The sequence below is a fragment of the Vibrio sp. 10N.261.51.A4 genome (assembly GCF_041471945.1).
GTDB classification, from domain to species: Bacteria; Pseudomonadota; Gammaproteobacteria; order Enterobacterales; family Vibrionaceae; genus Vibrio; species Vibrio crassostreae_C.
The window spans coordinates 149,297-175,012 of sequence record NZ_JBFRPJ010000052.1 but is presented as its reverse complement, the minus strand read 5'-3'; the positions used below and the strand labels follow the sequence as shown (position 1 = coordinate 175,012).

20 protein-coding genes are annotated in these 25,716 nt (G+C 45.4%); 5 read left to right on the top strand and 15 right to left on the bottom strand.

From position 1 onward, the window contains the following. Positions 1 to 233: 233 nt before the first annotated feature. The 4 genes from trxB (at position 234) to azu (ending at position 5,580) form a co-directional block, all read left to right on the top strand. Positions 234 to 1,193, top strand: coding sequence for a thioredoxin-disulfide reductase (trxB, locus tag AB4384_RS13015; RefSeq protein WP_008223323.1), 960 nt, complete (start codon positions 234 to 236; stop codon positions 1,191 to 1,193). 161 nt (positions 1,194 to 1,354) lie between these two features. Beyond that, positions 1,355 to 3,139 carry a heme ABC transporter permease/ATP-binding protein CydD gene (gene cydD, locus AB4384_RS13010; RefSeq protein WP_017059751.1) on the top strand — a complete coding sequence of 595 codons (1,785 nt, stop codon included), beginning with the start codon at positions 1,355 to 1,357 and terminating at the stop codon, positions 3,137 to 3,139. Continuing rightward, a complete protein-coding gene (gene cydC / locus AB4384_RS13005; protein ID WP_372129644.1) occupies positions 3,132 to 4,853 on the top strand; it encodes a heme ABC transporter ATP-binding protein/permease CydC in 1,722 nt (573 codons plus the stop codon). Before cydD ends, cydC begins: the two co-directional genes overlap by 8 nt. Positions 4,854 to 5,127: 274 nt before the next feature. Then, positions 5,128 to 5,580 carry an azurin gene (gene azu / locus AB4384_RS13000; protein WP_017063577.1) on the top strand — a complete coding sequence of 151 codons (453 nt, stop codon included), beginning with the start codon at positions 5,128 to 5,130 and terminating at the stop codon, positions 5,578 to 5,580. A 71-nt stretch (positions 5,581 to 5,651) separates the two neighbouring features. Here azu and AB4384_RS12995 read toward each other — a convergent pair whose 3' ends face one another. The 9 genes from AB4384_RS12995 to AB4384_RS12955 all read right to left on the bottom strand — a co-directional run bounded on the left by AB4384_RS12995 (position 5,652) and on the right by AB4384_RS12955 (position 17,668). After that, positions 5,652 to 7,535, bottom strand: coding sequence for a methyl-accepting chemotaxis protein (locus AB4384_RS12995; RefSeq protein WP_017066828.1), 1,884 nt, complete (start codon positions 7,533 to 7,535; stop codon positions 5,652 to 5,654). A 323-nt stretch (positions 7,536 to 7,858) separates the two neighbouring features. Further along, positions 7,859 to 9,430, bottom strand: a complete 1,572-nt coding sequence (locus tag AB4384_RS12990) for a BCCT family transporter (protein ID WP_017060963.1) — start codon at positions 9,428 to 9,430, stop codon at positions 7,859 to 7,861. A 271-nt stretch (positions 9,431 to 9,701) separates the two neighbouring features. Beyond that, on the bottom strand, positions 9,702 to 11,300 hold the full coding sequence (locus AB4384_RS12985; RefSeq protein WP_017066829.1) for a BCCT family transporter: 1,599 nt from the start codon (positions 11,298 to 11,300) through the stop codon (positions 9,702 to 9,704). Positions 11,301 to 11,469: 169 nt separating this feature from the next. After that, entirely contained in the window at positions 11,470 to 12,108 is a 639-nt protein-coding gene (locus AB4384_RS12980; protein ID WP_017060961.1) for a response regulator transcription factor, read from the bottom strand. Further along, positions 12,101 to 13,456 (bottom strand): cache domain-containing protein, encoded by a 1,356-nt coding sequence (locus AB4384_RS12975; RefSeq protein WP_086049630.1) that lies wholly within the window; start codon positions 13,454 to 13,456, stop codon positions 12,101 to 12,103. The genes AB4384_RS12980 and AB4384_RS12975 overlap by 8 nt, the downstream gene beginning before the upstream one ends. Positions 13,457 to 13,560: 104 nt before the next feature. Then, positions 13,561 to 14,844, bottom strand: a complete 1,284-nt coding sequence (locus AB4384_RS12970; protein WP_029235146.1) for a TRAP transporter large permease subunit — start codon at positions 14,842 to 14,844, stop codon at positions 13,561 to 13,563. A 9-nt stretch (positions 14,845 to 14,853) separates the two neighbouring features. Continuing rightward, positions 14,854 to 15,399, bottom strand: coding sequence for a TRAP transporter small permease subunit (locus AB4384_RS12965; protein ID WP_137001102.1), 546 nt, complete (start codon positions 15,397 to 15,399; stop codon positions 14,854 to 14,856). A gap of 228 nt (positions 15,400 to 15,627) precedes the next feature. Beyond that, positions 15,628 to 16,722: a TRAP transporter substrate-binding protein gene (locus tag AB4384_RS12960; RefSeq protein ID WP_017060957.1), complete on the bottom strand. Its 1,095-nt coding sequence runs from the start codon at positions 16,720 to 16,722 to the stop codon at positions 15,628 to 15,630. A 553-nt stretch (positions 16,723 to 17,275) separates the two neighbouring features. After that, positions 17,276 to 17,668: a hypothetical protein gene (locus AB4384_RS12955; protein WP_017060956.1), complete on the bottom strand. Its 393-nt coding sequence runs from the start codon at positions 17,666 to 17,668 to the stop codon at positions 17,276 to 17,278. A 220-nt stretch (positions 17,669 to 17,888) separates the two neighbouring features. Between AB4384_RS12955 and AB4384_RS12950 the strand changes: the two genes are divergently transcribed. Beyond that, complete coding sequence (locus AB4384_RS12950) at positions 17,889 to 18,689, top strand: DUF2982 domain-containing protein (protein WP_017060955.1); 801 nt, start codon at positions 17,889 to 17,891, stop codon at positions 18,687 to 18,689. 111 nt (positions 18,690 to 18,800) lie between these two features. On the opposite strand, the gene AB4384_RS12945 is transcribed toward AB4384_RS12950, so the two are convergent. The 6 genes from AB4384_RS12945 to AB4384_RS12920 form a co-directional block, all read right to left on the bottom strand. Beyond that, on the bottom strand, positions 18,801 to 19,454 hold the full coding sequence (locus AB4384_RS12945; protein ID WP_017060954.1) for an MBL fold metallo-hydrolase: 654 nt from the start codon (positions 19,452 to 19,454) through the stop codon (positions 18,801 to 18,803). 205 nt (positions 19,455 to 19,659) lie between these two features. Next, the gene (locus AB4384_RS12940) at positions 19,660 to 20,208 is read right to left on the bottom strand and encodes a YcbK family protein (protein WP_017066830.1); all 549 of its coding nucleotides are present in this window, start codon (positions 20,206 to 20,208) and stop codon (positions 19,660 to 19,662) included. Between the two features lie 198 nt (positions 20,209 to 20,406). Beyond that, on the bottom strand, positions 20,407 to 21,945 hold the full coding sequence (locus AB4384_RS12935) for a murein L,D-transpeptidase (protein WP_372129643.1): 1,539 nt from the start codon (positions 21,943 to 21,945) through the stop codon (positions 20,407 to 20,409). 80 nt (positions 21,946 to 22,025) lie between these two features. Next, positions 22,026 to 23,114: a DUF1513 domain-containing protein gene (locus tag AB4384_RS12930; RefSeq protein WP_372129642.1), complete on the bottom strand. Its 1,089-nt coding sequence runs from the start codon at positions 23,112 to 23,114 to the stop codon at positions 22,026 to 22,028. Further along, positions 23,104 to 24,165 carry an imelysin family protein gene (locus AB4384_RS12925; RefSeq protein ID WP_102398212.1) on the bottom strand — a complete coding sequence of 354 codons (1,062 nt, stop codon included), beginning with the start codon at positions 24,163 to 24,165 and terminating at the stop codon, positions 23,104 to 23,106. The genes AB4384_RS12930 and AB4384_RS12925 overlap by 11 nt, the downstream gene beginning before the upstream one ends. A gap of 158 nt (positions 24,166 to 24,323) precedes the next feature. Further along, complete coding sequence (locus AB4384_RS12920; RefSeq protein ID WP_372129641.1) at positions 24,324 to 25,712, bottom strand: di-heme oxidoredictase family protein; 1,389 nt, start codon at positions 25,710 to 25,712, stop codon at positions 24,324 to 24,326. Between the last annotated feature and the right edge of the window lie 4 nt (positions 25,713 to 25,716).

Genomic DNA, 25,716 nt, shown 5'->3' with positions numbered 1-25,716 from the left:
TAATTACGCAACAAAGCCACTTCGCTACCCTAGTCAAACCCCACAGACTACAATCCTCAAAACCTTTGACGCCTTTCACCGATCTTCCTGCCACGAAAACGTTTGTCTCGATTAAGTTCTAAACTATAACGATTAATTACACTTCAGCCCTTGTTTACACTTTTATTGCCTCCATATTTTCCATACAATCCTAAGCGATTATAAATAAAAACAATTTCAATTTCGGAGTCCTCATGAGCGACGTAAAGCACTGTAATTTATTGATTCTTGGTTCTGGCCCTGCTGGCTATACAGCTGCAGTTTACGCTGCTCGTGCAAACCTAAACCCAGTACTTGTTACGGGTATGCAGCAAGGTGGTCAGCTTACAACCACAACAGAAGTGGAAAACTGGCCGGGTGATGCTGAAGGTTTAACGGGTCCAGCTCTAATGGATCGCATGAAAGAGCACGCAGAGCGCTTTGAAACAGAGATCCTGTTCGACCACATTAACGAAGTCGACCTTTCTAACCGCCCTTTCCGTCTTAAAGGCGATTCTGGCGAGTACACGTGTGATGCATTGATCATCTCAACAGGCGCATCGGCTAAGTACCTAGGTTTAGAGTCTGAAGAAGCATTCAAAGGCCGCGGCGTTTCTGCTTGTGCAACGTGTGATGGTTTCTTCTACCGCAACCAGAAAGTTGCAGTTGTGGGTGGTGGTAACACGGCTGTTGAAGAAGCACTTTATCTATCTAACATCGCGTCTGAAGTTCACCTGATTCACCGTCGTGACACGTTCCGCGCTGAAAAGATTCTAGTGAAGCGTTTAATGGACAAAGTAGAGAACGGCAACATTGTTCTTCACACTGACCGCACGCTAGACGAAGTTCTAGGCGACGACATGGGCGTGACTGGCGTTCGTATTAAAGATACTCAGTCTGATAAGACAGAAGATATCGACGTAATGGGCGCGTTCATCGCTATTGGTCACCAGCCGAACACTGAAATCTTCAAAGGCCAAGTAGATATGAAAGATGACTACATCATCGTTCAGTCAGGTCTTGAAGGTAACGCGACACAAACAAGCATCCCAGGCGTATTCGCTGCGGGTGATGTTATGGACCACAACTACCGCCAAGCGATCACTTCTGCTGGTACAGGTTGTATGGCTGCACTGGATGCTGAACGCTTCCTAGATGGCCTTAACGATAAGTAAATCTGAGATTGCAGATTTGATTATCGGTGCTCTCGCCTCAGTAGATGCAGGGCGTCATCACAATTTGTTGTAAATCCCTAAAGCCCAGTGGTATATCCACTGGGCTTTCTTTTGTATACTACCCGCCCTCAACAAATAATAATTATCATTAAGCCTTCATAATGGATAAGAAAAAACAACGCAGCTTGAACAAGTGGCTTAAGCAACAGAGTAAGTTAGCGAAACGCTGGCTTATGATTGCGATTAGCCTTGGCGTACTTTCAAGCGTGTTTTTAATTGCTCAAGCAGCTCTTCTCGCCTCTATTCTTCACCAGCTGATCATCGAAAATGTCGATAAGTCTGAACTGGTTGGTCATTTCGCAGGCTTGGCATTATCGGTCGTTGGCCGTGCTGGCTGTACATGGGGACGTGAGATCGCAGGTTATCGCTGTGGTGAACAGATCCGTGTCTACATCAGGCAACTGATCCTTGATAAGTTACGTGAGTTAGGCCCTGCTTACATCAAAGGCAAACCTGCGGGTACGTGGGCAACCCTGTTGCTAGAACAAGTCGAAGACATGCAAGACTTCTTCTCTCGTTACTTACCTCAGATGTCTTTGTCGGTAATGATTCCATTCATTATTTTGGTTGTGGTGTTCCCAGTAAACTGGGCAGCAGGACTGATCTTCTTGATTACTGCTCCACTGGTACCAATGTTCATGGCACTTGTGGGTATGAAAGCAGCCGATGCAAACCGCAAAAACTTCAAAGCACTGCAACGTCTTTCTGGACACTTTTACGACCGTTTGCAGTCAATGACAACCATCCGTCTATTTGACCGCACAAACGCTGAAACAGAAGTATTGAAAGGTGCATCTGAGGTGTTCAGAACGCGCACCATGGATGTATTGAAGATCGCTTTCTTGTCGTCTGCAGTACTTGAGTTCTTCACGTCTATCTCGATTGCGATGACGGCGGTTTACTTTGGTTTCACTTACATCGGCGAGCTTAACTTCGGCCACTACGGCGTTGGCATTACGCTATTCGCAGGTTTGTTTATCCTTATCTTGGCGCCAGAGTTTTACCAACCTCTGCGTGATTTAGGTACTTTCTACCATGCGAAACAACAAGCGGTTGGCGCAGCGGAAAGTATTGTCGAGTTCCTAGAAACAGACATCACTAAAGTTAAATCAGGCGACACTCAGTTAGACCCGGCTCAAGGCATCAATATTGAAGCTCAAGATCTGAAAGTATTGAGCCCTGAAGGTGTTCAACTGGTTGGTCCTATCTCGTTCGCGCTTAACACTCGCCAATCGACTGCGTTAGTTGGCCCAAGTGGTGCAGGTAAAACAAGTTTGATCAACGCTATTCTTGGTTTCATGCCTTATGAAGGAAGCTTGAAAATCAATGGCATTGAACTGCGTGACCTAGACTTAGCCTCTTGGCGTAAAACCATTAGCTGGGTTGGTCAAAACCCGTTGCTACTGCACGGCACAATTCGTGACAACGTCACTCTAGGTAAGCACGATATCACTGACCAAGTTGTCGAGAACGCACTTGAGCAGTCTTTTGCTAACGAATTCGTAAATGAGCACGGCTTGGATTACATGATTTCTGATCGCTCTGGCGGTCTGTCTGTGGGTCAATCTCAGCGTTTGGCTCTGGCTCGCGCAATGATCCAAGACGGTCAGTTCTGGTTGCTCGATGAACCCACTGCCAGCCTAGATACTCGTAGCGAACAGTTGGTAATGAAAGGCATCAATAGCAACATCGAAAGCCGCACTGCCCTACTTGTGACGCACCAACTCGCTCCGCTTCAATCGGTCGATAACATTCTGGTTATGCGCGATGGTGGTCTTGTTGAACAAGGTCATTACTCTCAGCTTTCGACTGCGGGTGGTTTATTCGAAGAGATGCTTAACGCGAACTTAGCTCAACAAGACAATAAGGGTAATTTAGATGCGTGATTTACTGCCTTACCTGAAACTCTATAAAAAGCATTGGTTTGGCCTATCGCTAGGCATGCTACTGGCTTTTGCTACTCTGTCGGCTTCTATTGGCTTGTTAACGCTATCGGGTTGGTTCATTTCAGCTTCTGCGGTTGCTGGCCTTACGATTGCGCGTGAAACCTTCAACTACATGCTGCCGGGTGGTGGTGTACGTGGTTTGGCAATGAGCCGTACTGCGGGTCGTTGGGGTGAACGTGTTGTGAGCCACAATGCGACATTCAAGCTACTGACTGATCTGCGTATCTTCTTCTTCAAGAAGCTGGCTCCGTTGATCCCAGGCCGTATTTCGAACCTTCGTGATGCTGACCTTCTCAACCGTTTGGTTGCTGATGTCGATGCAATGGACCACGTTTACTTGCGCTTAGTAAGCCCAGTGACGGTTGGTGTGTTCGGGATCTTCTTCCTTACTATTTTCTTGATGTGGTTCGATAGCTCACTAGGTTTGATCTTGGGTTCTATCCTTCTGATCATGCTGTTGGTTTGGCCAATCTTGTTTTACAAGCTAGGTAAACGTAACGGCGGTGAACTGACACAGAACAAAGCTGATCTTCGTGTGACTACGTTAGATTGGATTGAAGGCTACAGCGAACTGACTCTGTTTGGTGCGGAAGAACGTTACCGTAATGCGATTCTAGAGACACAACAGAAGCTGATGGCGAATCAGTTTGTGAATGCCAACCTAACCGGTATGGCGTCAGCAGCACTGATGCTGTTCAACGGTTTGACACTTGTTCTTATGCTTTGGCTTGCGGCTGACGGTGTGGGTGGTAATGCACCAGACCCGTTCATCGCGCTAATGGCATTCGCAACCATGGCAAGCTTCGAGCTATTAATGCCAATTGCAGGTGCGTTCCAGCATTTAGGTCAAACTCTGTCTTCAGCACGTCGCTTGAACGAAGTTATTTTGTCGGAGCCTGAAGTTCAGTTTGCTGAAGAGAAACTCGACATCAACAAGCCGCTTGATATTACGTTCTCAAACGTGACGTTCAACTACCCTGACTCTGAGCGCAGTGTTCTGAACGCTGTTGACCTAACGATCCCTGCCACGCACAAGGTTGCGATTGTTGGTCAAACGGGTTCTGGTAAATCGACACTGATTCAGCTTCTGACTCGCTACTGGGATCCTAAAAAGGGTTACATCTCAATCTCGGGCATTGAACTGACTCAGTGGAACGAATCACAGCTTCGTGAATCAATCAGTGTGGTAAGCCAACGTGTCGACATTCTAAATGGTACTTTGCGTGACAACTTGTTGATTGCAAGACCAGAAGCGACCGATGATCACTTAGCGAATATCCTAAAAGATGTTGGTCTAGAAAAGCTGCTGGAGAATAACGCGCTTGATAGCTGGTTGGGTGACGGTGGTCGTCAACTGTCTGGTGGTGAGAAGCGCCGTATTGGTATTGCACGTGCAATCCTTCATGATGCCCCTATCCTGCTTCTTGATGAGCCAACAGAAGGCTTAGATAAGCAAACAGAGCAAAGCATCATGACGCTGTTCGAGAAGCACTTCGAAGGCAAGACGGTTATCTTCATTACACACCGTTTGATTGGTCTGGAATCGATGGATTCTATCGTTCTGATTGAACAAGGCGAGATTGTTGAAAACGGCTCTCACGAGAAGCTGTTAAACGAAGAAGGACGTTATTTCCAACTTCGTCAGGCAATCTAGCTTCCCCTTAAGCTATAAAGAAAACTATTCAAGGCCCGAGTTTATGCTCGGGCTTTTTGTTGTCTGCGATTCTAGTCTCGAGCAACCATTCCCCCCTAAACGGTTGTTCATGCGCTGATTAGTTTTACCCTTTCCTACAAAAACTTACCATTTACAAAGCAACGAGTTGCACACAATTCAAGTCGTAGCACATTACTATGATCATCTTTCTAGGATAATACGTATCAATCAACCTCATGGAATAACCTCCCCCTAAAATAATGGAGAACAGTGTATGTCTTTACGATTAATCGCAACAACGATAGCGCTTGTAGGTGCTAGCTTTACCGCTCAAGCGAGCTCGGAATGTGAAGTATCGATTGATGCTAGTGATCAAATGAAATTTTCAACTGACACATTAAGCGTTCCAGCGAGCTGTAAAGAAGTGAAGCTGACGCTAAACCATACTGGTTCTATGCCAGCCCAATCAATGGGTCACAACGTCGTTATAACAGACACTGCGTCGCTACAAGCAGTAGGCATCGATGGTATGTCGGCAGGTATCGACAATAACTACGTAAAACCTGACGACAGCCGCGTTTACGCCTTCACTCGTGTTATTGGTGGTGGCGAGTCAACCTCAATCACTTTCAGCACAGAGAAAATGACAGCCGGTGGCGACTACTCTTTCCTATGTTCATTCCCGGGCCACTGGGCAATCATGAAGGGCAAGTTTGAGTTTAAATAACTCGTTAGTCTAGATTGTACAGATACATCAAAGCCCCAACCTAAGTCGGGGCTTTGTTATATTGGCTTCGCTTACAGCTTGAAGCGGCTGATTTCGCTTTCTAGCTCGTGAGACAGTTCAGAAAGCTGCGCAGCTTGCTCTGCAGCTTGGTGTGCTTCGTCTGCTAGCTCGTTAGATACGTCACGGATTCCTTCAGTGTTACGAGTAATCTCAGACGTTACTGACGCTTGCTCTTCTGCAGCAGAAGCAATCTGTGTTGCCATGTCACTGATGCGTTCAACAGCAGCATGGATTTGCGTTAGGCTTGCAGCCGCTGAGTTCGCGTCATCAACACTGGTTTCAGCAAGTGTACGGCTATCGTTCATGATGTTAACCGCTTTGCCTGTTGTACCTTGCAGCAACTCAATCGTTTGTTGAATTTCTTGCGTTGAACCGTGTGTACGTTGGCTCAGAACTCGAACTTCATCCGCTACTACTGCGAAACCACGACCTTGCTCACCGGCACGTGCTGCTTCAATAGCGGCGTTAAGTGCAAGTAGGTTCGTTTGTTCTGCAATACCTTGAATGTTAGACAAGATAGCGTTGATGCTGTTGCCGTGCTCTTCAAGCTCGAGAATCACGTTAGTTGCGATTTGAACTTCTTGAGCAAGGTTTTGGATAGAGCTTTGAGTCTGTGTTACTTGACCAGTACCGTGCTCACACGCGCCAACCGCTTCAGATGAGTTCTGTGCAGTGTGGTCTGCGTTACCTGCGATCTCTTGTGTTGCTGCAGCCATTTCGTTAACGGCTGTTGCTACCATGTTGATCTCGTCTTGTTGCATTTGGATACGAGCACTACGTTCTTCAGCTTGAGAAGCCGTTTGACGTGCTTGGTTGCCTAGCGCAGCAGATACTTCGCTTAGCTTGATCACCATGGTGTGCATGTTACCCACAAAGCGGTTGAAGTTTGCTGCAAGCTGACCAATTTCGTCGTCGCTCTTAGGCTCAAGGCGTTGAGTAAGATCGCCCTCACCTGAAGCAATTTCTTCAAGTGCTGCTGAAACGCGGTTTAGGTCGCGGAATAGGAAGCTTACTAACCAAGACACAAGTACGATTACGATGAGCGTAATAATGACAGCAGTGATGATCAGCTGAGTAAGTAGCGTTGAGTGGTTCGCTTCTTCTGTTGCTTTGTCCATCTGAACCGCGAAGATCCAGTTAGTGTTAGGCACCTTCGTGAAGTAAAGCAGCTTGTCTGCGCCGCGCTCTTTGATGATCTCGATGCTACCCGTACGCACTGCGTTTTCGATGATAGGCATAGAGATATCGTTTGAAAGTTGGCTTACCGGCTTCAAGCTTAGTGCTGAATCTGGGTGTGCTAGGAATGTGCCGTCAGAGGCATCAATTAGCATTGCGTAAGCGTTGTCACCAACATCAAGGCTGATTACATCGTTAACCAACTGGTCGATCAGTACGTCTGCACCAACAACACCAACAAGTTGGCCGTTGTGGCGAACAGGTTCTGCGATCGTTACTAGAAGTGCTTTGGTGATTGCATCTTGGTAAGCCGTAGTAATGATTTGCTTACCTGCAGCGTTTGCTTCTTGGTACCAAGGACGTTGACGAGGATCGTAATCTGCACGATTACGTTCAGGATGTGAACGGTACATTCCACCTTCTGGAGTACCTAAAAAGATATCGTCAAAGCCACCCGCTACACGAGCTTGTCTAAGGAAAGGAACAACATCATCCTCTCGTGAAAAGTCATTAAATGCTGATGCGATATCAGTACGGATATCAATCCAGTTTTTAATACCTTCAGATGCTGCTTCAGATACGCTTTCAGCTCGTAGGTATACGCCATTACGAGTCTGTTCAAATAATTGGTTTGCTGACAACCAAGTCAACGCTGTAGCCATAACGACAACAGCAGATAGGCTAGCGCCTATCAACTTCTGCTTTAGTGTTAGTTTCATGTCAAAGTTTCACGAGTGGTGGGAAATCTCGCGCATACTACCCAATATCAGTATTAAATTCGAGCAATTTTATAATTTAATATCGGAATATAATTTTAAGCAAACCATAAGCTTACCTAATGTCAATTCCTTGGCTTGTCGCCAAATTTAAGGCGGCATTATCTCTACGGTTATTAGTATTTTTATCGCACTTCACATGTTAAAAAGAGACAAGAAAACACGGTAAAGAAGAAACAAAAAAGGCAGAAGAGTTTCCTCTTCTGCCTTCATATTATTTACCACTCTACTGCGTATAAATTGCAGTAGATTTCAGCTTACAAAGCCTAGCGTTTTTCTGTACGCATACCCATTAGCAAGCTCACACACATCAGTAATAGAATGATGGTGAATGGCAATGCTGTAGAGATTGCACCCGCTTGTAGAGCTTGTACTGCTTCAGTACCACCAACCCACAATAGAGCCACAGCAATCGCACCTTCTAGGAACGCCCAGAACACACGTTGAGGCACAGGCGTATCAACTTTACCACCCGCGGTGATGCTGTCGATTACTAGAGAGCCTGAGTCAGACGATGTAATGAAGAATACTAGAACCAATACAACCGCAATGATTGAAAGCAGAGTCCCGAACGGCAGTGCATCAAACATTTGGAACATTGCTAGTGATACATCTGTTAGGCCGTCTTGACCAAGAATACCAACGTTATTCACGATTTGGTCAATCGCCATGCCACCGAATACTGACATCCAAATGATAGTCACTGTAGTCGGTACAATCAGTACTGCTGTGATGAACTCACGAACCGTACGACCTTTAGAAACACGTGCGATAAACATACCTACGAATGGAGACCATGAGATCCACCAAGCCCAGTAGAATACAGTCCAACCGTGCATCCACGTTTCATCTTCACGACCGTGAGGGTTACTCAACGGAATGATGTTTTCAATGTATGCCATCAATGTCGTTGGGATAGAACCTAAAGTCACCGCGTAGCCGATTAGAGCCACTAAGATAAGCAGTAGGAAAGCCACCAACATGTTGATGTTACTGATAACTTTAACGCCACCATCAATACCACGAAGTACTGATACTACCGCCAATAAAGTCACCGCTGTAATCACAATAACTTGCAGACCTAGGCCCGCTTCAATGCCGAATACATGCTGAATACCACTTGCCGCTTGTTGTGCACCAAGACCTAACGATGTCGCCAGACCAAATAGCGTTGCAAGTACAGCAAGAATATCAACAATGTGACCTGCCCAGCCCCAAGCTCTATCACCTAAAATTGGGTAAAAGATAGAACGGATAGAAAGAGGCAATCCCTTGTTGTAAGAGAAAAACGCAAGTGACAGTGCTACTACGCCATAAATCGCCCAAGGGTGTAGACCCCAGTGATACATGGTTGCGCCCAATGCCAGTTTTGCAGCTTCTGGTGTGTTTGGTTCAACACCTAACGGAGTTTCAAACCAACCCGTGAAGTAAGCCGCTGGCTCTGCCACACTCCAGAACATCAAGCCGATACCCATACCTGCGGCAAACAGCATCGATAGCCAAGAGAAGAATGAGTAATCTGCCGTCGCATCAACACCACCAAGGCGGATTTTGCCGTACGGAGAAACAATCAAACCTAAGCAGAAAATTACGAAAATATTACCCGACCAGATGAAAAGCCAATCAAACGAATTGATAATCTGGCCTTTAACGCCATCTAGCGCAGCCTTTGCTGAAGCGGTATCTGTAATAAGAACACCGATCAGGAACAAAGCGATAAGTCCCGCACTAATACCAAATACTGGGTTATGAACATCAAAACCCCATTTTTGGACGTTATCTTGACCGACAGTGTAATCCGTACTGTCGATACTGTATTTATCTATACCTTTAGTCATTATCCCTCTCTACGGAATTCTATTAGGGTCTATTGACCTCGTATTCCTTACTTACCTGCGACTTAATTACAAACTCGAACCTACGATCCAAGTAGTACAAGCTGTTGTCACAATAATTCAAATACTTGGATGTCTGAAGTTTAGCAGGTTAACTTGTTGTTTTCAGTAAACTAGAATCGGCTCGATGGAATTTCAAACAATATTCACGTAATTACTCAAGTTTATGACGAAAAAAAGGTCGACCCTGTCGACCTTTTTATCAAAAATACTTTTAACTCAAAGCATTTTGGTGCTTAACCAATTGATTTTCAGTTCGTAAACCTAGCAATAAGCTTAGGCACATAAGCAATAATATGAAGGCAAATGGTAGCGCCATCGATACCGTTCCAGCTTGCAGTGCTTGAATAGATTCCGTACCACCAACCCATAGTAGAACCGCTGCAATCGCGCCGCCCATCAACGCCCAAAATACACGTTGTGGAACCGGTGCATCCACTTTACCGCCAGAGGTAATGCTATCGATAACCAATGAGCCTGAATCAGAAGAGGTGATAAAGAACACCATAATCAAACCAATCGATACCACTGAAAGCACAGAGCTCATTGGCAGAGCATCGTAAGTATGGAAAAGAGAAAGTGTAATATCTTGCAGACCATTCACACCAATCTCGCCCACCTTGTTCGCCACTTGATCAATCGCGATGCCACCGAAAATAGCCATCCAGATGATGATTACTGTCGTTGGGATGAACAATACAGCAACGATGAATTCACGAATCGTTCGACCTTTAGAGATACGAGCGATGAACATGCCTACGAATGGTGACCAAGACATCCACCATGCCCAGTAGAATACCGTCCAACCTTGCATCCACGTTTCGTCATCACGACCGTGAGGATTGCTTAAGGGAATGAAGTTTTCAATGTAGCCCATTAGCGCGGTTGGGATTGCTTTAATACCCGCCATGCCACCAGCGATGGTAACGAAGATAAGTAAGCCCAAAGCAACCAGCATGTTCACATTACTCAGAAGCTTTACACCACCGTTGATGCCACGAACCACGGACATTGTCGCTAAGAAAGTAACCACAGCGATAACAATCAGCTGCATGCCAATACCGCCATCGGTACCAAATACATGGTTAATACCACTTGTTGCTTGTTGAGCACCTAAGCCCAATGAAGTTGCAAGGCCAAATAGCGTTGCAAGCACAGCGACGATATCAACAATATGACCAAACCAACCCCAAGTTCTATCACCCAAGATAGGGTAGAAAATAGAGCGGATTGATAGAGGTAAACCTTTATTGAAGGTGAAGAAGGCAAGCGCTAGAGCAACAACCGCGTAAATCGCCCAACCGTGCAGACCCCAGTTGTAGATGGTTGCACCAAGAGCCAACTTCGCCGCTTCAGGAGAGTAAGCTTCAACACCTAGTGGTGTTTCATACCAGCCAGTGAAATAAGCTACTGGCTCAGCAACACCCCAGAACATTAAGCCAATACCCATTCCTGCGGCGAATAACATCGACATCCAAGATAGGTTTGAGTGCTCTGCTTTGGCATCATTGCCACCAATACGTATCTTGCCATACGGGGAGACAATGAGGGCAAAACAGAAAATTACGAAGATGTTTGCTGCCCACATGAAGAAACCATCGAAGTTACCAATGACTTTCCATTTGATTCCATCAAGCGCCGCTTTTGCGGTTTCAGGGTCTGCGACTAGAAGTGCCAACAGGAAGATAATGATCGCCCCTGCACTGATTCCAAATACTGGGTTATGAACATCAAAACCCCATTTCTGAACGTTATCTTGTCCTACTGTATAATCGGTATTTTCAATACTATACCTATCTTTTACAGGCTCCATGCTTCCTCTCTAATTTGCAGCGCACAGTTTGCAACATTGCATTCGGCGCTTAAATTTCGAAAAGAAGAATATCAACCTGTCGCAAAAATACTAAAAAAACCTCCATAAAGGAGGCGTAAATTACACATTTAGTAATTAAATTACACATTTAACGTTATTTAGCGTAAGATCAGTCCACAAGCCCGGAGCTGACCGCATATTTAGCAAGCTCTGCCGTAGAGTGAATATCGAGCTTATGCTTAATATTTTGCCTATGGGTTTCTACCGTTCGATAGCTGATATTCAGCGCCTTTGCGACCTCTTTACTGCTCTCCCCTTTTGCGACTAATTTCAGCACAGCCTCTTCACGTCTGCTCAATGGATTCTTGACAGATGGCGTGGGAGTAATCGGCTGAGTAAACAAATTCTGCGTGACTTTTTCACAGAAATAGGTCGATCCTTGATTGACCGTTTTGATTGCCTGTACCATTTTTTCAGCCGAAATCTCTTTCAACATGTAACCGACAGCACCCGACTGCATCACCTTCATGATGTATTCACGGTTGTTATGCATGGTCAGCATCAGGACCTTGGCTTCTGGGTCTTCTTCTTTAATCAGATGGGTGGCATCAATGCCATTCATGATAGGCATGCTGATATCCATCAACACCACATCAGGGCGCAGAGACTTAACGACCTCTACCGCTTCTAGTCCATTGCTGGCCGTACCTATCACGCTAATATCTGGCTCGAGTTCCAATCTCGCCATAAAGCCATCCAGTACCACTTGGTGATCATCAGCAATCACAACTCGAATAACTTCACTCATTCATTAATCCCTCTAGTGTCAGTAACACTGTAATTTCCGTTCCGAGGCCAATCTCACTCATCAATTCAAAGTCACCACCGATGAACTCCACTCGCTCTCTCATGTTACGCAGCCCGATCCCTCGTTTTTCCATCGCTTTATAGGTGTTGAAACCGACACCGTTATCTTGAATCAGTAGTTGCAACACATTACCAATTTGCTGAGCGATAACCGTTACTTTGGTCGCTTGTGCATGTTTTTCTATATTATTCAGCGACTCTTGCACGACTCGATATAGGGTCGTCGCCGCCTCTGATTTTAACTTACCAGGTTGAGTAGCAAACATGGTCTCGACTTCTATGCCCGAGTGCGCCTGAAAATCTAACAGTAATGAAGACAATGCCGCTTCTAAGCCTATGTCATCCAATGAACTTGGACGAAGTTGATGCGAGATGTGCCTCACTTCTTCGATCGCTCGCATCAGTGAATGCTGCGACTTATTCAAATGTGCTTTAAGGTCTTCATTTTGTAGCTTATTACCGAGCAGTTCCAAATGGCAACGACTCGACACTAATAATTGGTTAATACCATCATGCAACTCACGCGCTAGATGCTTCTTCTCGTCTTCTTGGAACATCACCGTCTTATGCGCCAGCTCCTTTAAGTTGTTATCAGCAATCCGATGTTCATGCATGTTAATAGCCAAGGTCAGCACGATGATGACCGCGACCGTTACGCTCAAAATCACCACAATCGAAAAGAACGTGGTTTCAATATTCTTATTTATCGCAGCCTGCATCGAAGCCACTTCTTGGTGTACGTCTTCAATATACAAGCCGGTGCCAATCATCCAGTCCCAACGCTCTAACCAAGCGGCGTAGCTCAGCTTTGACACCACCTCACCCGTCGACGGTTTTTGCCACAAATACTGGTGGAATCCTCCTCCGGTTTGCGCCTCTCTTAGCAGAGCTTCTATCAGAAAGTCGCCATCTTCATCTTGCAATTGAAGCAGATTTTTTCCAATCAATTCCGGCTGTATTGGATGAACCAAATTGGTTCCGTGGCGATCATATGCGAAGAAATAACCATCAGAGCCATATCTAAGTTTAGACAATATGGTTCGAACTTCTTTTTTGGCTTGTGCTTCTTTGATATCGGGGTCGTTGTAGATATGTTCAATGGCGTCGAATGCGAGGTCGACCGTGTCTTTGAGGGCGTTTTCACGCGACTTGATTAAGCTGTCTCTAAAGATCTCGACTTCTTTAGCGCCTAACGTCTTAGTCTGGTGCAGCGAGATCCAACTAATACTCGCCGTTACCAGCAGCAACGGGAGCAACGTCAGCAAAATCAGCTTGGCTTTTAGAGGCATTCCTTTCCCTCACAAAAAACGGCTTACTGAACATCAATAAGCCGTTTTACTTTAGCAATTTATAGATAGCCGTCGAAACATATCATTCACATTCTTGGCTTCACTCACATTCCATAGAAAGATGGGAAAGCGAGAAGTGATCCAAGTACGAGGATTTGAATCAGAATGAACGGCATCACACCTCGGTAGATGTCCTTAGTCGTCACGCCTTTCGGTGCTACGCCTTTTAAATAGAACAAACTAAAACCAAATGGCGGCGTTAAGAAGGAAGTTTGTAGGTTCATCGCAATAAGGATAGCGAACCATGTCATGTTGATGCCCATCAGTTCAGCAACTGGCGCAATGATCGGCACGATGATGAAACAGATCTCTACGAAGTCGATGAAGAAACCCAGAATCAGAATCACAAGCATGGTAATGATCAGGAAGCCCCATTTTTCACCTGGCAGTTGTAGCATCCACTCTTCAACCAGATAGTCGCCACCAGTGTAGGTAAACGCCATTGAGAATGCCGTTGCACCCAACAAGATAGCAAATACCATCGCCGTTACTTTCACCGTCTCTTTCGACGCCTCGTACACCATCGACCAACTAAATTGACCGTAAAGCAGTGCAAGTATCATCGCACCCGCGCCACCTAATGCGGCTGACTCTGTTGGCGTAGCAACACCTGCGAAGATAGAGCCCAGTACAACAATGATTAACGCTAGAGGCGGAAGAATCGCTTTCAGTGCATTAAACACTTCCTGCTTACGGCTGATGGAGTCATCACGTTCAATAGGTTGAGCCGCTTCAGGGTGTAGCTTTGCGTATATCAAGATATAAACGATGTACGCGCCGACCAGCATCACGCCCGGCCAAATCGCCGCTTGGAACAAGTCGCCTACTGGAACACCTAGAACATCACCCAATAGAATCAATACGATGGAGGGTGGAATGATCTGCCCTAGCGTACCAGACGCACAAATAGTGCCGCAGGCTAAGCCTTTGTCGTAATTGTACTTGAGCATTACAGGTAGGGAGATAAGTCCCATAGCAACAACAGAAGCACCAACCACGCCAGTAGAAGCCGCAAGTAGTGAACCTACTAATACGGTTGAAATCGCGATACCACCACGAACGCCGCCAAACAGTCGCCCCATAGACTCAAGCAACTGCTCAGCAAGCTTGGTCTTTTGTAGAACGAGCCCCATAAAAACAAACAATGGAACGGCCATCAGAACCGTGTTTTCCATAATGGATTGAATTCGATATGGCATGAAGGCAAACATTTCAATGCCCTCAGCCCAAACACCAAAGATTAACGCGATACCACCAAAGGTAAACGCCACTGGGAAGCCAAGTAAAAGCGCAAACAAGGCTACGAAAAACATTACTATTCCAATCATGTTCAGCCTCTACTTGTTTTTTGTATGAATATTGTTTGCATGGATAAGATGCGGATTAAAAATCTTATTCAGTGAATGCAGGATCAAACCTACGCCACTGAATGCCATCAAAAAGAATGACAGCGGGATCATAGCTTTGATGATCCAGCGATACGGCAGGCCACCGGGATCGCCTGAGGTTTCACCCAGTTCATAACTCTCTTTGGCAACATCGATACCAAACCAAGCCACCAGCAGGCAAAACGGAAGTAGAAAGATAAGCGTGCCAAGCAGGTCAATAATCGCTTGTGCTTTAAAGCTCAGTTGCTCATAGAACACGTCAACTCGAACATGGCCACCAGCCTTGATGGCATAAGGAACACCGAGTAGGAAAACGGCGGAGAAAAGGTGCCATTCCATCTCTTGGAAGGCGATAGAGACATCGTTGAAGGCATATCTCATGACAACGTCATACACGACGTTGGCGATAAGTAAAATAAACAACATACTGGAAAGCCATCCCAGTGCGTCACCGATACGATTAAACAGGCGTTCAATATAAATTAGACTTCGCATTCCCGACTCCATGGAATTTGAAAAGACATCTTGCAGTACAGCTAACCCAACTAAAAACGATTCAGTTTATAGCTAGCAATAGGCACGACGTAGAAAGGGTTCTTGAGCGTAATACAGGATTTATCCTGCTTAGTTATTATGTTTTAAATGAACCCTCGGCTTATTCACTCTCAAATATTCAATAAGAAAAGCTTCGGGTTCATTTAGATTCAGTTCAACAACTGTCGATTATTTCGCTTGGCTATTTAGGTAAGCTCTGTGGGAAATATCCGTCCATGAACGTACTTGCTCTAGGTAGCTTGCTTGTGAAGCTTGAATCTCTTTTGCTAGCTCATCTTTCTCAGCATGTGCAGCCAGTAGGCGATCGTTCGCTTCTTTCAGAGCAGACATAACCTCTGGTGGGAAATCTTTCACTTGTACATCTGGGTATTCTGTCTTCATTGAAACCCAGTTCTTACCACTTTCGTGCGTTGCTTGTGTGTACATGTCGTAAGCCGCAGTACGCATTGCAACACGTAAGATTTCTTGTAGGTCTTCAGGCAGCTTGTTCCATGTACGCTTGTTCACTAGGAATTGAAGCTCTGAACCCGGCTCGTGCCAACCTGTGTAGTAGTAAGGCGCGATTTTGTGGAAGCCCATTCGTAAATCCAGCGATGGACCTACCCACTCTAGTGCATCAATCGTGCGACGCTCTAGAGACGTGTAAAGTTCACCTGGGGCAATGTTCGTCGGTTTAGCACCTAGCTCAGCAAGAATCTCGCCTGCAAAGCCCGGGATTCGCATTTTCAGACCTTGTAGATCTTCAACGCTGTTGATCTCTTTTTGAAACCACCCCCCCATCTGGATATCCGTGTTACCACCAGGGAAAGACATCAAGTTATGTGGAGAGTAAACCTGCTCCATTAACTCCATACCACCACCGTGATAGAACCACGCGTATTGTTCTGCTGGCGTCATACCGAAAGGCATAGAAGTGAAGTAAAGAGTGTTTGGAACTTTACCTTTCCAGTAGTAAGAGCCTGAGTGACCCATGTCGTATTGACCAGACTTAACCATGTCAAAAACGCCAAGAGGTGCTTTGTGTTTGTTTGCTGAATCGATTCTGATTTGCAGTCGACCATTCGACATCTTCTCAGCCATCGCCGCCATGTTTTTGGTTGCATCACCGAAAACTGGGAAGTTTGGTCCCCAAGTTTCCGCAAGTTTTAAACGGTAAACCTTATCAGCGGCTGTAGCACCAGTAGCGACCAAAGCTAAACAAGCCGCAGCAGTTACTGCAACGTTTTTAAAAACTCGTGTGAGGGAGTTAGAAATGAGACTCATGTTCACGTCCTTTGTTGGGTTAACACTCTTTCTATGAGCATTTTTTATGATTCAACATAAGAGTGCACCGTGATGAGGCAACAAGATATCAGGGAGAGCACGCACGCATGGCGTTAACAAAGTTACGTATTAGACCAAAGGATTAAGTAGAACTACGTAGGAGATGATTGAATAGTGTCGATTTCAAAGGAGTTTGGATATTCACCAAGGCAATGCGTATTGATAAATACCTAAGTATTAATAATTAAATACTCTTAACAATTGATTGCCATTTCGTGATGAAGCTCTATTCATTGCTGTATTTTAGGGAAAAAAATCAAGGCTTTGCTCTCTTGATCTACCTAGCTAACGCCCTAATTTAGTGCTTGCTGATTCGAAGCTCTGACACGAGACAACACTAATCAGTTAAGCCGTATATCGAATTGGAATTGAGATTATAGAGCCTAGGTTTAGGCTTGGATTTGGGCTCGGACTTGGCATAATGTGCCAGATACAAAAAAGCCTCGAAAATCGAGGCTTAAAAACTTAACGAAGCGAATGTAATCCCACAGGATTAGATAGCTTTGTAGATAACCTTGTTACCTGCTAGCTGCTCTTTCGCTACTAGGTTTTCTTCAAGAAGTTTTTTCAATGCGCCTGTTGCCCATGAAGCTGCTTTCGCGTCTTCTTGACCAGCTTCTAGGCCGATACCTTTAGGGTTAATGCCTTCAGCATTGCTAACAACGATGTCTAGAACTTGTTGTTGCTTAGGAGTCAGTGCTACTGCAACTTCTTTAGTTGCTGCTACTGCTTTCTCTACCGCTGGTTTTGCTGCTACAGTTTTTTCTGCTACAACTTTCTCTGCGACAGGCTTCGCTTTTTTCGGCGTTGCCACTGCTTTAACTACAGCCGCTTTAGTGCGTTTCTGCAGTTTAGCCTGCACCTTACGCTTATGAGCAAGTCTCATTGAATATTTCTCCAGTTCACTGCTCTTTTCGCAGTGGTGAAAATTTGAAGCGCGATTTATACCAAAAAACAGGAGCTATTTGTAGAGTGAAGCGTCGAAAGTCGACGAAAAATACCGATATTGTCTACTAGCGTCTATTATTTAAACATCGACTTATCAATTCAGGGTCATATACACTGGTTATCCATCCAGACAAAAATATGAAAACTTGGTGTTACCTATGGACACTCGTCACCTTAGTAATTTCTCTTTGCCTTCATTCACTCGCTCGTACCGTATCCTCGCCATTATTTTAGGCTTCATTTGCTTGATCGTTTCGCTCTACAGTGACAATCCAAAGTTACTGATCGTGGGTGCTTTTTGCAGTATTGCGCTTCTGGGAACTGGCTACTATTTGATGCTGCGCAGCCGAGTGATGTTCACACTTACCCCGACTCATTTTCAGCAGCACTTTTACAAAGGGGGTTGGGTTTTAAAATGGAGTAACATCCAAAAAATTGGTCTTTGCACTTATGAACAAGATGGTTGGCATCAACCTCTGCCCTGGGTCGGAATTAAAGTAAAAGATTACTCGCCCTACCTCGATTCGATTTGCCCTAAAATAACTTGTGAATTATTGCTCAGCCAACGAGCACTTTTGTACTTAGGAGCCAAACAAGCAGGCAAAGAGTCCAACTTTGAGGATATGGTTCTCGACTCATCGCATTACCATGCGCGTTGTACTGAAAGTGGCTGTGTCGAACTAAGCCAATACAAAGAGTCGCAGAATACCGACAACGTAAATTTCAACGATAACCAATCACAGGACAACCTTGATTCACCGAATGAGACAAACAGTCCAAACGCGGTGATTAAAAACTATTCTGGATTGCAGGCGATGCTTGCCAACAGAATGAAATATCAAAGGGGCTTCCACGGTTATGACATTTTCATATCAACCCATGATTTGAATATGAGTGGAGAAGAGTTTGTGGGGCTGGCTCGACGCTACTTGGCTGCCGCTGAACGTCTTTCTGATTAAGGTTTACCAGTAAGTTCACACACAATAAAAAAGCTTAGCTTTCAGGACAAAAGCTAAGCTTCATTTTCAATCAATCGACACAAATAATCGGTTGTAAAATCAAAGATTTAATTAGTACAGAGGCATTTCATCTGCGACGAACGGGTTTGATGCACGCTCGCGACCGAATGTCGATTCAGGACCATGGCCCGGAACGAATGTTACGTCACTGCCTAGTGGCCAAAGCTTAGTCTTGATTGAAGCGATAAGCGTATTGAAGTCACCTTGTGGGAAGTCAGTACGGCCAATTGCGCCGTTAAACAACACATCACCCACAAACGCTAAACGAGCTTGCTCACTGAACAGTACAACGTGACCTGGCGTGTGGCCCGGCGTGTGAATCACATCAATCACTTGATTACCAAAAGTGACTTTGTCGCCCTCTTCTAACCAAGTGTTTGGTTCAAAAGCTTTACACAGTGGGAAACCAAACATCTGACTTTGATTCTCTAGACCTTGTAGCCAGAAGTTGTCTGCCTTATGCGGGCCCACAATTTCAACCTTCAAGATCTCAGCAAGTGGTACCGTACCGCCAACATGATCTAAGTGACCGTGCGTCAGTACCAAGTTCACAACCTTAACACCGAGTTCTTCAATGATAGCCGCGAGTTGTTGAACATCACCGCCCGGATCGACAACGATGCCTTCCATGGTTTCATCACACCACACAATCGAGCAGTTCTGAGAAAAAGAGGTAACAGGTACAACTTGATACTTAAGAGACATATACAAACCTTAAAGAGCGAATCTGGTGAACAACTCGAATATCGCTATGTTATTGGCAACAAACCCAACAATAACAAACTAAACAGCAACAAACTGAGCAGCAATAAACCGAATTATTAGAACAAACTGAAATTTGGGCAAACTATGACATTGGATGTCTACTTTGACAAGTGCCTACCGTATCACTCAATAACTCAGCTTAGCTCTACCAGCTGCGAACTGGACCAGTATCAATGTGGATGAAGTTACTACGAGCGTAATAACCAACACCACCTGCTTGCAGACTTTTAGCTACGTCTCTCAGTTCCTTTAAATCAACACCATCGATACGAAAATCGATCGCTTTACCAAGCATGTGATAGCTCTTTTTAGCGACACCACTCGACTTAGAGCGCAACGCTTCGTTGGTTGCTGGAGAGCGGTAGCCAGAGATGATTTGAACTTCTTTTTGAATACCCAGTACATTTTGAATCTGAGTGATCTGATCAAACAGGTTCTTATCCATTGGATGAATCTCATTGCGGCGGAAGTCACGGCACAGTTTGCTAAGGCGTGCCATCTCGTCACCAACATAGTTAGTGCCATCGAAATAACAAGTCTCTAATCGTTCACCAGTGTGAAGATTGTTCATTCTAATCGTTCTTGGTTGATCCGGGTATGAAGCGAAAGCGATAGAAGGAGTAAGAGAGGCGACTACAGCAGTACCACCAGCGTAAGTCAGAAACTGACGGCGTGAAAATAAACTTTGAGACATACAGCAAAAAAACCAATTAGATCGAACGAAAAATGCACGATACATAATGGAATTTGCTGCGTCAACGTACAAAAACCGTGCAAAACGTTAGTATTTGTAACCTTTGCACGGTTAGTTATTGATACTCATTATAATTTTATCAATAGAAGCTTGGTTGTCATTTTTCAGTCAAGATCACCTTTCTTGACCATATTTCAATCAACCGCCCTCTTTATCATATTGGTAGATATCACCGCGGTATTGTATGCCGCCCTCTTCAAACAACACGGTTTGATAGATGATATGCACTGGAATCCGCTTCTTGAGGGGAACCTTAGTATTCGGAGCGAGGTCAGCATTTTGGTTCGGGACTTTCCTTACCTTAGTGGCAAACAATAACTCAGCCAGTTCTTCTGCGTGTTCAACACGTATGCAACCTGAGCTATAAGCACGGAAGTCGTCATTAAACAGGCCTTTACTTGGTGTATCGTGCAGGTAAATGGCTCGCTTATTAGGTGTGTTGAACTTATACAAACCTAATGCATTTCGCGAGCCAGCCTGCTGACGCATCCGATATGGAAACGAACTGAAGTTGATTGTCTGCCAATCGATCTCTGTGGTGTCGACCGTTTCCATTGAACGCCAACCGTCAATCACTTGGAAGTTGTTCGTTTCAAGGTAGCTTTCGTCCGCTTTTACTTTAGGCAGTATGTCTTTGACCATGATTTTCCATGGCACATTCCAAGTCGGGTTTAGAATGACAGAATCTAGGTTTATCTCTAAAAGCGGTGTTTTTCGCGATTTTCTTCCCACGACGACTTTAGACTCAAACACCTCTTCGCCATCTTCCCAGTACTTCATGTCAAAACTCGGCACGTTAACGACGATGAGAGAATCTCGGTCTCTTGGCCACAAACGAACACGTTCAGCATTCAGAGCCAATGAGGTTAATCGATCATCAAAGCCCATATTGATCCATTTGATCGTGTCTGGCCCGATGATCCCATCATCCGTAAGACCGTGCATGCGTTGGAAAGATTTAATCGCCTTTTGCAGATCTCGATCGAACTTGGGAAAATCGACCGCGATCATCGAGGTATCAACACCAACCAAAGCAATGCGCTCAACAAGAACCGTCTTGTCTGAAAGCTCGTCACCCAAGCGCTTCAAACCTTTCTGTCTATATCGTTCAATATTGAGTTCAGAGGCGGTTTCTAACACCGAATAGGTTGCTTTGAATTGGTCAAAATCCCCAACAGGCGGCGCGTAAGACAACACCATCTCCAATAAGTAATCATTGGCAACGCTGCTTTTTAAGCTCATCAGAATATGCGGAGAAGGCGCAGGTAATTTGGAATGCAACTTGCCCGAGAAGTACCAATCTTTACCGGCAAGCGGCGCATTTTCAACGTAGCTCAGGTAGTAGATAAAAGTATCGGTAAGTAATATGTCCAACTCTTGCCATTGAGCATGGGATTGATAGTGACGGATTTGCTTGAGTTGTCGCTCGAAGAGTGGTGCCATTTGCGCTTGTTCAAGAAGCGACAATTGGAACTCAAACGCTTTAACCAGCTCAGGAGAATCCCAAAGGATAGGCAGAGAAGTGTCTTGATAGATACTCTGTGTGAGCTCTGGATATATAAGCATGAAAGAGAGTTCTGATTCCGCCGGAATGAAACGGCTCTCGTCAGAACTCGCATAGCTCCATGCATGCACGGAAACTAACACCAATAATCCACAGAAGTATTTTGCTAACATGCTTAACTCCGTCACCAACAATTCCATAAGTATGGCAAAGAAACGGGAGTAAGCATGTTATTTTTTAAGGGATTTATGAATCAAATTGCACTCCAGTGATTATCCCACTGGACCGATGATTGCTGAGTTGATTTCTCATAAGGCTTGCGCTGGCTAACCACACTGCCCGCCCCAGAGCTTAATCGAAACTCACCATCAAACAGCACAGCACCAGAAGCGTCAGATAATGCAGACAGTTCTACTAATTCTTTGGTCTCTTTCGACCAAATACCGTAGCAATTGCCTCTTGGCGAAGTCGCAATAATCCAATCGTCTGACGCCGCAATACTGGCGATATAGTGATTGAACCTTGCCCATTGCTCAGGCTCTGCGTTCAGTGATTCAAACTGGCCGCCTTTAGTATGCATCGCCAATAGCGAAGGATACTCATCTGGTTCACCACGATATTGCTGGCCACAAAGTATCGTTTCAGCACCATCATGGGCTAAATGTCGAATGCTCAGCTTCTTATCCAACAATTCAACCTGATCAAGTAACACACCTTCAGGAGAAACATAACTCAAGCTCGGCAGCATCGAATCGAGGTTTTTCGGTGTTCTACCATCAGTATGAACGCCACCAACGCCGATCGCGAGATTACCATCCGGCATGATGATCACTTCATGTGGGCCGATACCGAAACCAGTGAACTCTTCGACCTTACGATAGCCTTGCGCGACATCGTAAACGCCAATCACGCCTTGGCTGGTGTCCGTTTTCCCTTCGGTGGCATACAGTAACTTGCCATCTAATGAGTAAACCCCATGACCATAGAAGTGGCGGTTGTTACCTTTGACGACCATTTTGATCTGCTGACCGTTTTTATAGTCAAACACCATAAAATAGTCACCAGGACGACGAGCAAAAACCACCGCATGCGATGAGGTTGGGCAAATCGCGACGCCATGACCACGATCTGGGATCGGCAGTTGACTCAATGGCATTCCATATTCGTCAGCCACAACCGCTGAATATTGACCTCGCCCATTCAGCGCACAACCGATTAATTGAGGCTCACTAGATGAGCTCACAGCACCAGAGCGGCTAGCACATCCGAACGGCAGCACAGGCACAGCAGCACACCCAAGTGCTGCTTTCAGTAAGGTTCTTCGTGTAGTATCAGTCACCATCGGTAGCATTAAATCCTATTACCACGCCAAGCTCTATCGCCACTTCTTCATGAATCAGGTACTTCAAACGTTCTAGTTTGTTGTATTGAGTCAGCACCTCGCGGTAGCCCTCTTTGCTCTGCAATAACTCAAACAAGCTTGAGTCTGTAGGCCAAGTATCTAGCGTCAATGTGAACTGGTCAGCAACGCTATCAGCTAGGTCGTTTAAGCCCTTCTCTCTCAACAAGCCGTCTAGGCCATTGCCACCGGCAAGGTACAAATTCTGAAGTGCTGCTACATTGGCTTTTAGTTGAGTCATCGAGGTTTGTGCACGCCATGATTCTGAGAAGTAAGGACGCGGATGACCAATTTTCGCCATCGGGCGACTCAGCTTTTTCATGCTGTAATCAAGTTGGTTGGTCAATAAAGCGATGTATTCAGACTCCCAACGAGTCTCGTCTAGCGCTAACCAAGGGTTAACCTGCCATGCCTCAGCAATAGAGGCCGATTTCATTGCCAAGTTTTGTGCGATCGCTTGTGAAGATAGACAACCAGACGCTTTGTCTTGCAGTAATGGAGATTGCTCGTCGTACAGAGACCACTCCAACGCACCTAGCCCTTGAACCGTCACACTCTGCTGCGCGATTTCGTCTTGAGTCCAAGCTTTGTTCTGCTGAGTTAACTGACGCATCTTAAGACCCGTCGTGTTCTTTTTGTCTGGCCAGAATTGAACATTCCAGCTCTCTTCAAGCGCTGCTGTTGGACCTCTTTCTTGGCCTTGTAGTGCCATCCAGCTGTTCATTGTGATCTGCCATTGATCTTTCAAAGCGTCTAACTCAACGTTATCCGTTTCACAGTAACCTTGCATCAGAGCTTCTAATTCGCTCGATTGCTTCGCGAATAGCACCGCTGAATCAAACTCTTGTTGATAGACACTGCGACTGATGTGGTCGGTCGTGTCTGCTTGATAAGACACACCGTTAACCTCAGATGAAGCCGTTTGCTCACCCGATGACTGGCAGCCTGCCATGATTAATACCGACAAGGGCATTAACAAAAATTTATGTGCCATGCTGTTACCTTACTTCCTAGTTTTTCTTTTAATTATATGAGTTCAATAAATATGAAACGACCGCTGGCCTCGTATTGCTACAAGTTCAGCGGTGCTAAGTGGTTTAATAGCGGCTTTCTTAAGTCATTAGCCGTTAACTAAACTGAATTCAACTCAGCTTATAACGAGTTTAAAAACGCCAATAGTGCTTCACGCTCGCTGCTACTAAGATCTAAAACGTTTTGTTTCGCCATTTCTGCTTCACCGCCATGCCAAAGCACAGCTTCCATAACATTTCTCGCACGACCGTCATGAAGTAAGAAGGTGTGACCATTCACTTCTTTGGTATAGCCTAATCCCCACAATGGCGTGGTGCGCCACTCTTGACCGTTTGCTAGATACTCTGGGCGATTGTCGGCTAAGCCTTCTCCCATATCGTGCAGTAACATATCGGTATATGGGCTGATTAGCTGTTTAGACAACGCAGGTAAGCCTTCACGTTCTGCTGTGCGAATTTCAGCTTGGTGACAGCTTTGACAACCAATCTCTTTGAACAGATTTTTACCTTGAACAACCGCTGGGTTATCGACATTACGACGAACAGGTACCGCGAGATGCTGCGAATAGAACTCAACAAAATCTAAGATGTTGTCACTGACTTCTGGCTCGCCACCATTTGGAAAATCATCACAGGTTGATTGCGCTGATGTGCAGTTTTCATTCGGAAATAAGCTGCTTGTCAGGCCTAAGTCACCGTTAAATGCCGCCGCGTTTTGCTGCATTAAGTTTGGCTGCCCGGCTTTCCAACCGAAACGACCTAGCGCCATTTCATTGGTTTGAACATCAAGAACATAGTTGGCTTTACCTGAAATACCTTGTTTGTCTGCCAATTGCTGCTCTGCAAATCCAAGAATCGTTTCTTGTGGGATACTTTCAAGCAAACCAAGACCAATCATTGGCGGCGCCACTCGAGCTGAAAACTCGGTCTTAGGATGCATCTCGCCGAAAGCAAGTTCAGTAATATTTAAAGTGGGTTTACGCAGAGTAACGACGGTGCCGTCTTTGAATTCAACAGGAACATCCGTGTAGCTAATGTTCACTTTGCCCTCTGGTTTTACACCTTGAAGCGCAAAATCTTGTAGCTGACCGCCGTACGTCGGCTCTGGAATTCCACCATCTCGAATGAAGGCTTGTCGCTGCTCAGGCGTTTCAGCCGGAATGCTTAAACGAACCAACATGGATACTGCGTTCTCATCTCCTTCTTCTGGCGCGTGACCACGACCATCTTTGATGTGGCAGTTTTGACAGCCGTTAGTATTAAATAGTGGTCCTAACCCATCACGAGCATCGGTTGATGACGGTGCAGGAACCCAAGGGTTTCTAAAGAAGCTATTACCTACGCTGAAATCCAAGCGCTTACTCATTGGTAGATTGGCTGCGGGAAGGGAAAAAGCGTTCGCTCCTTCTTTCTTCACGGTCGTTTTGCCGCCAGAGTAGGTTTCATGAGCGTGTAATGGAGATACGAAAAACAGTGCGGTTAATAGTGAGGCTGAGAGATACGACTTCATACAT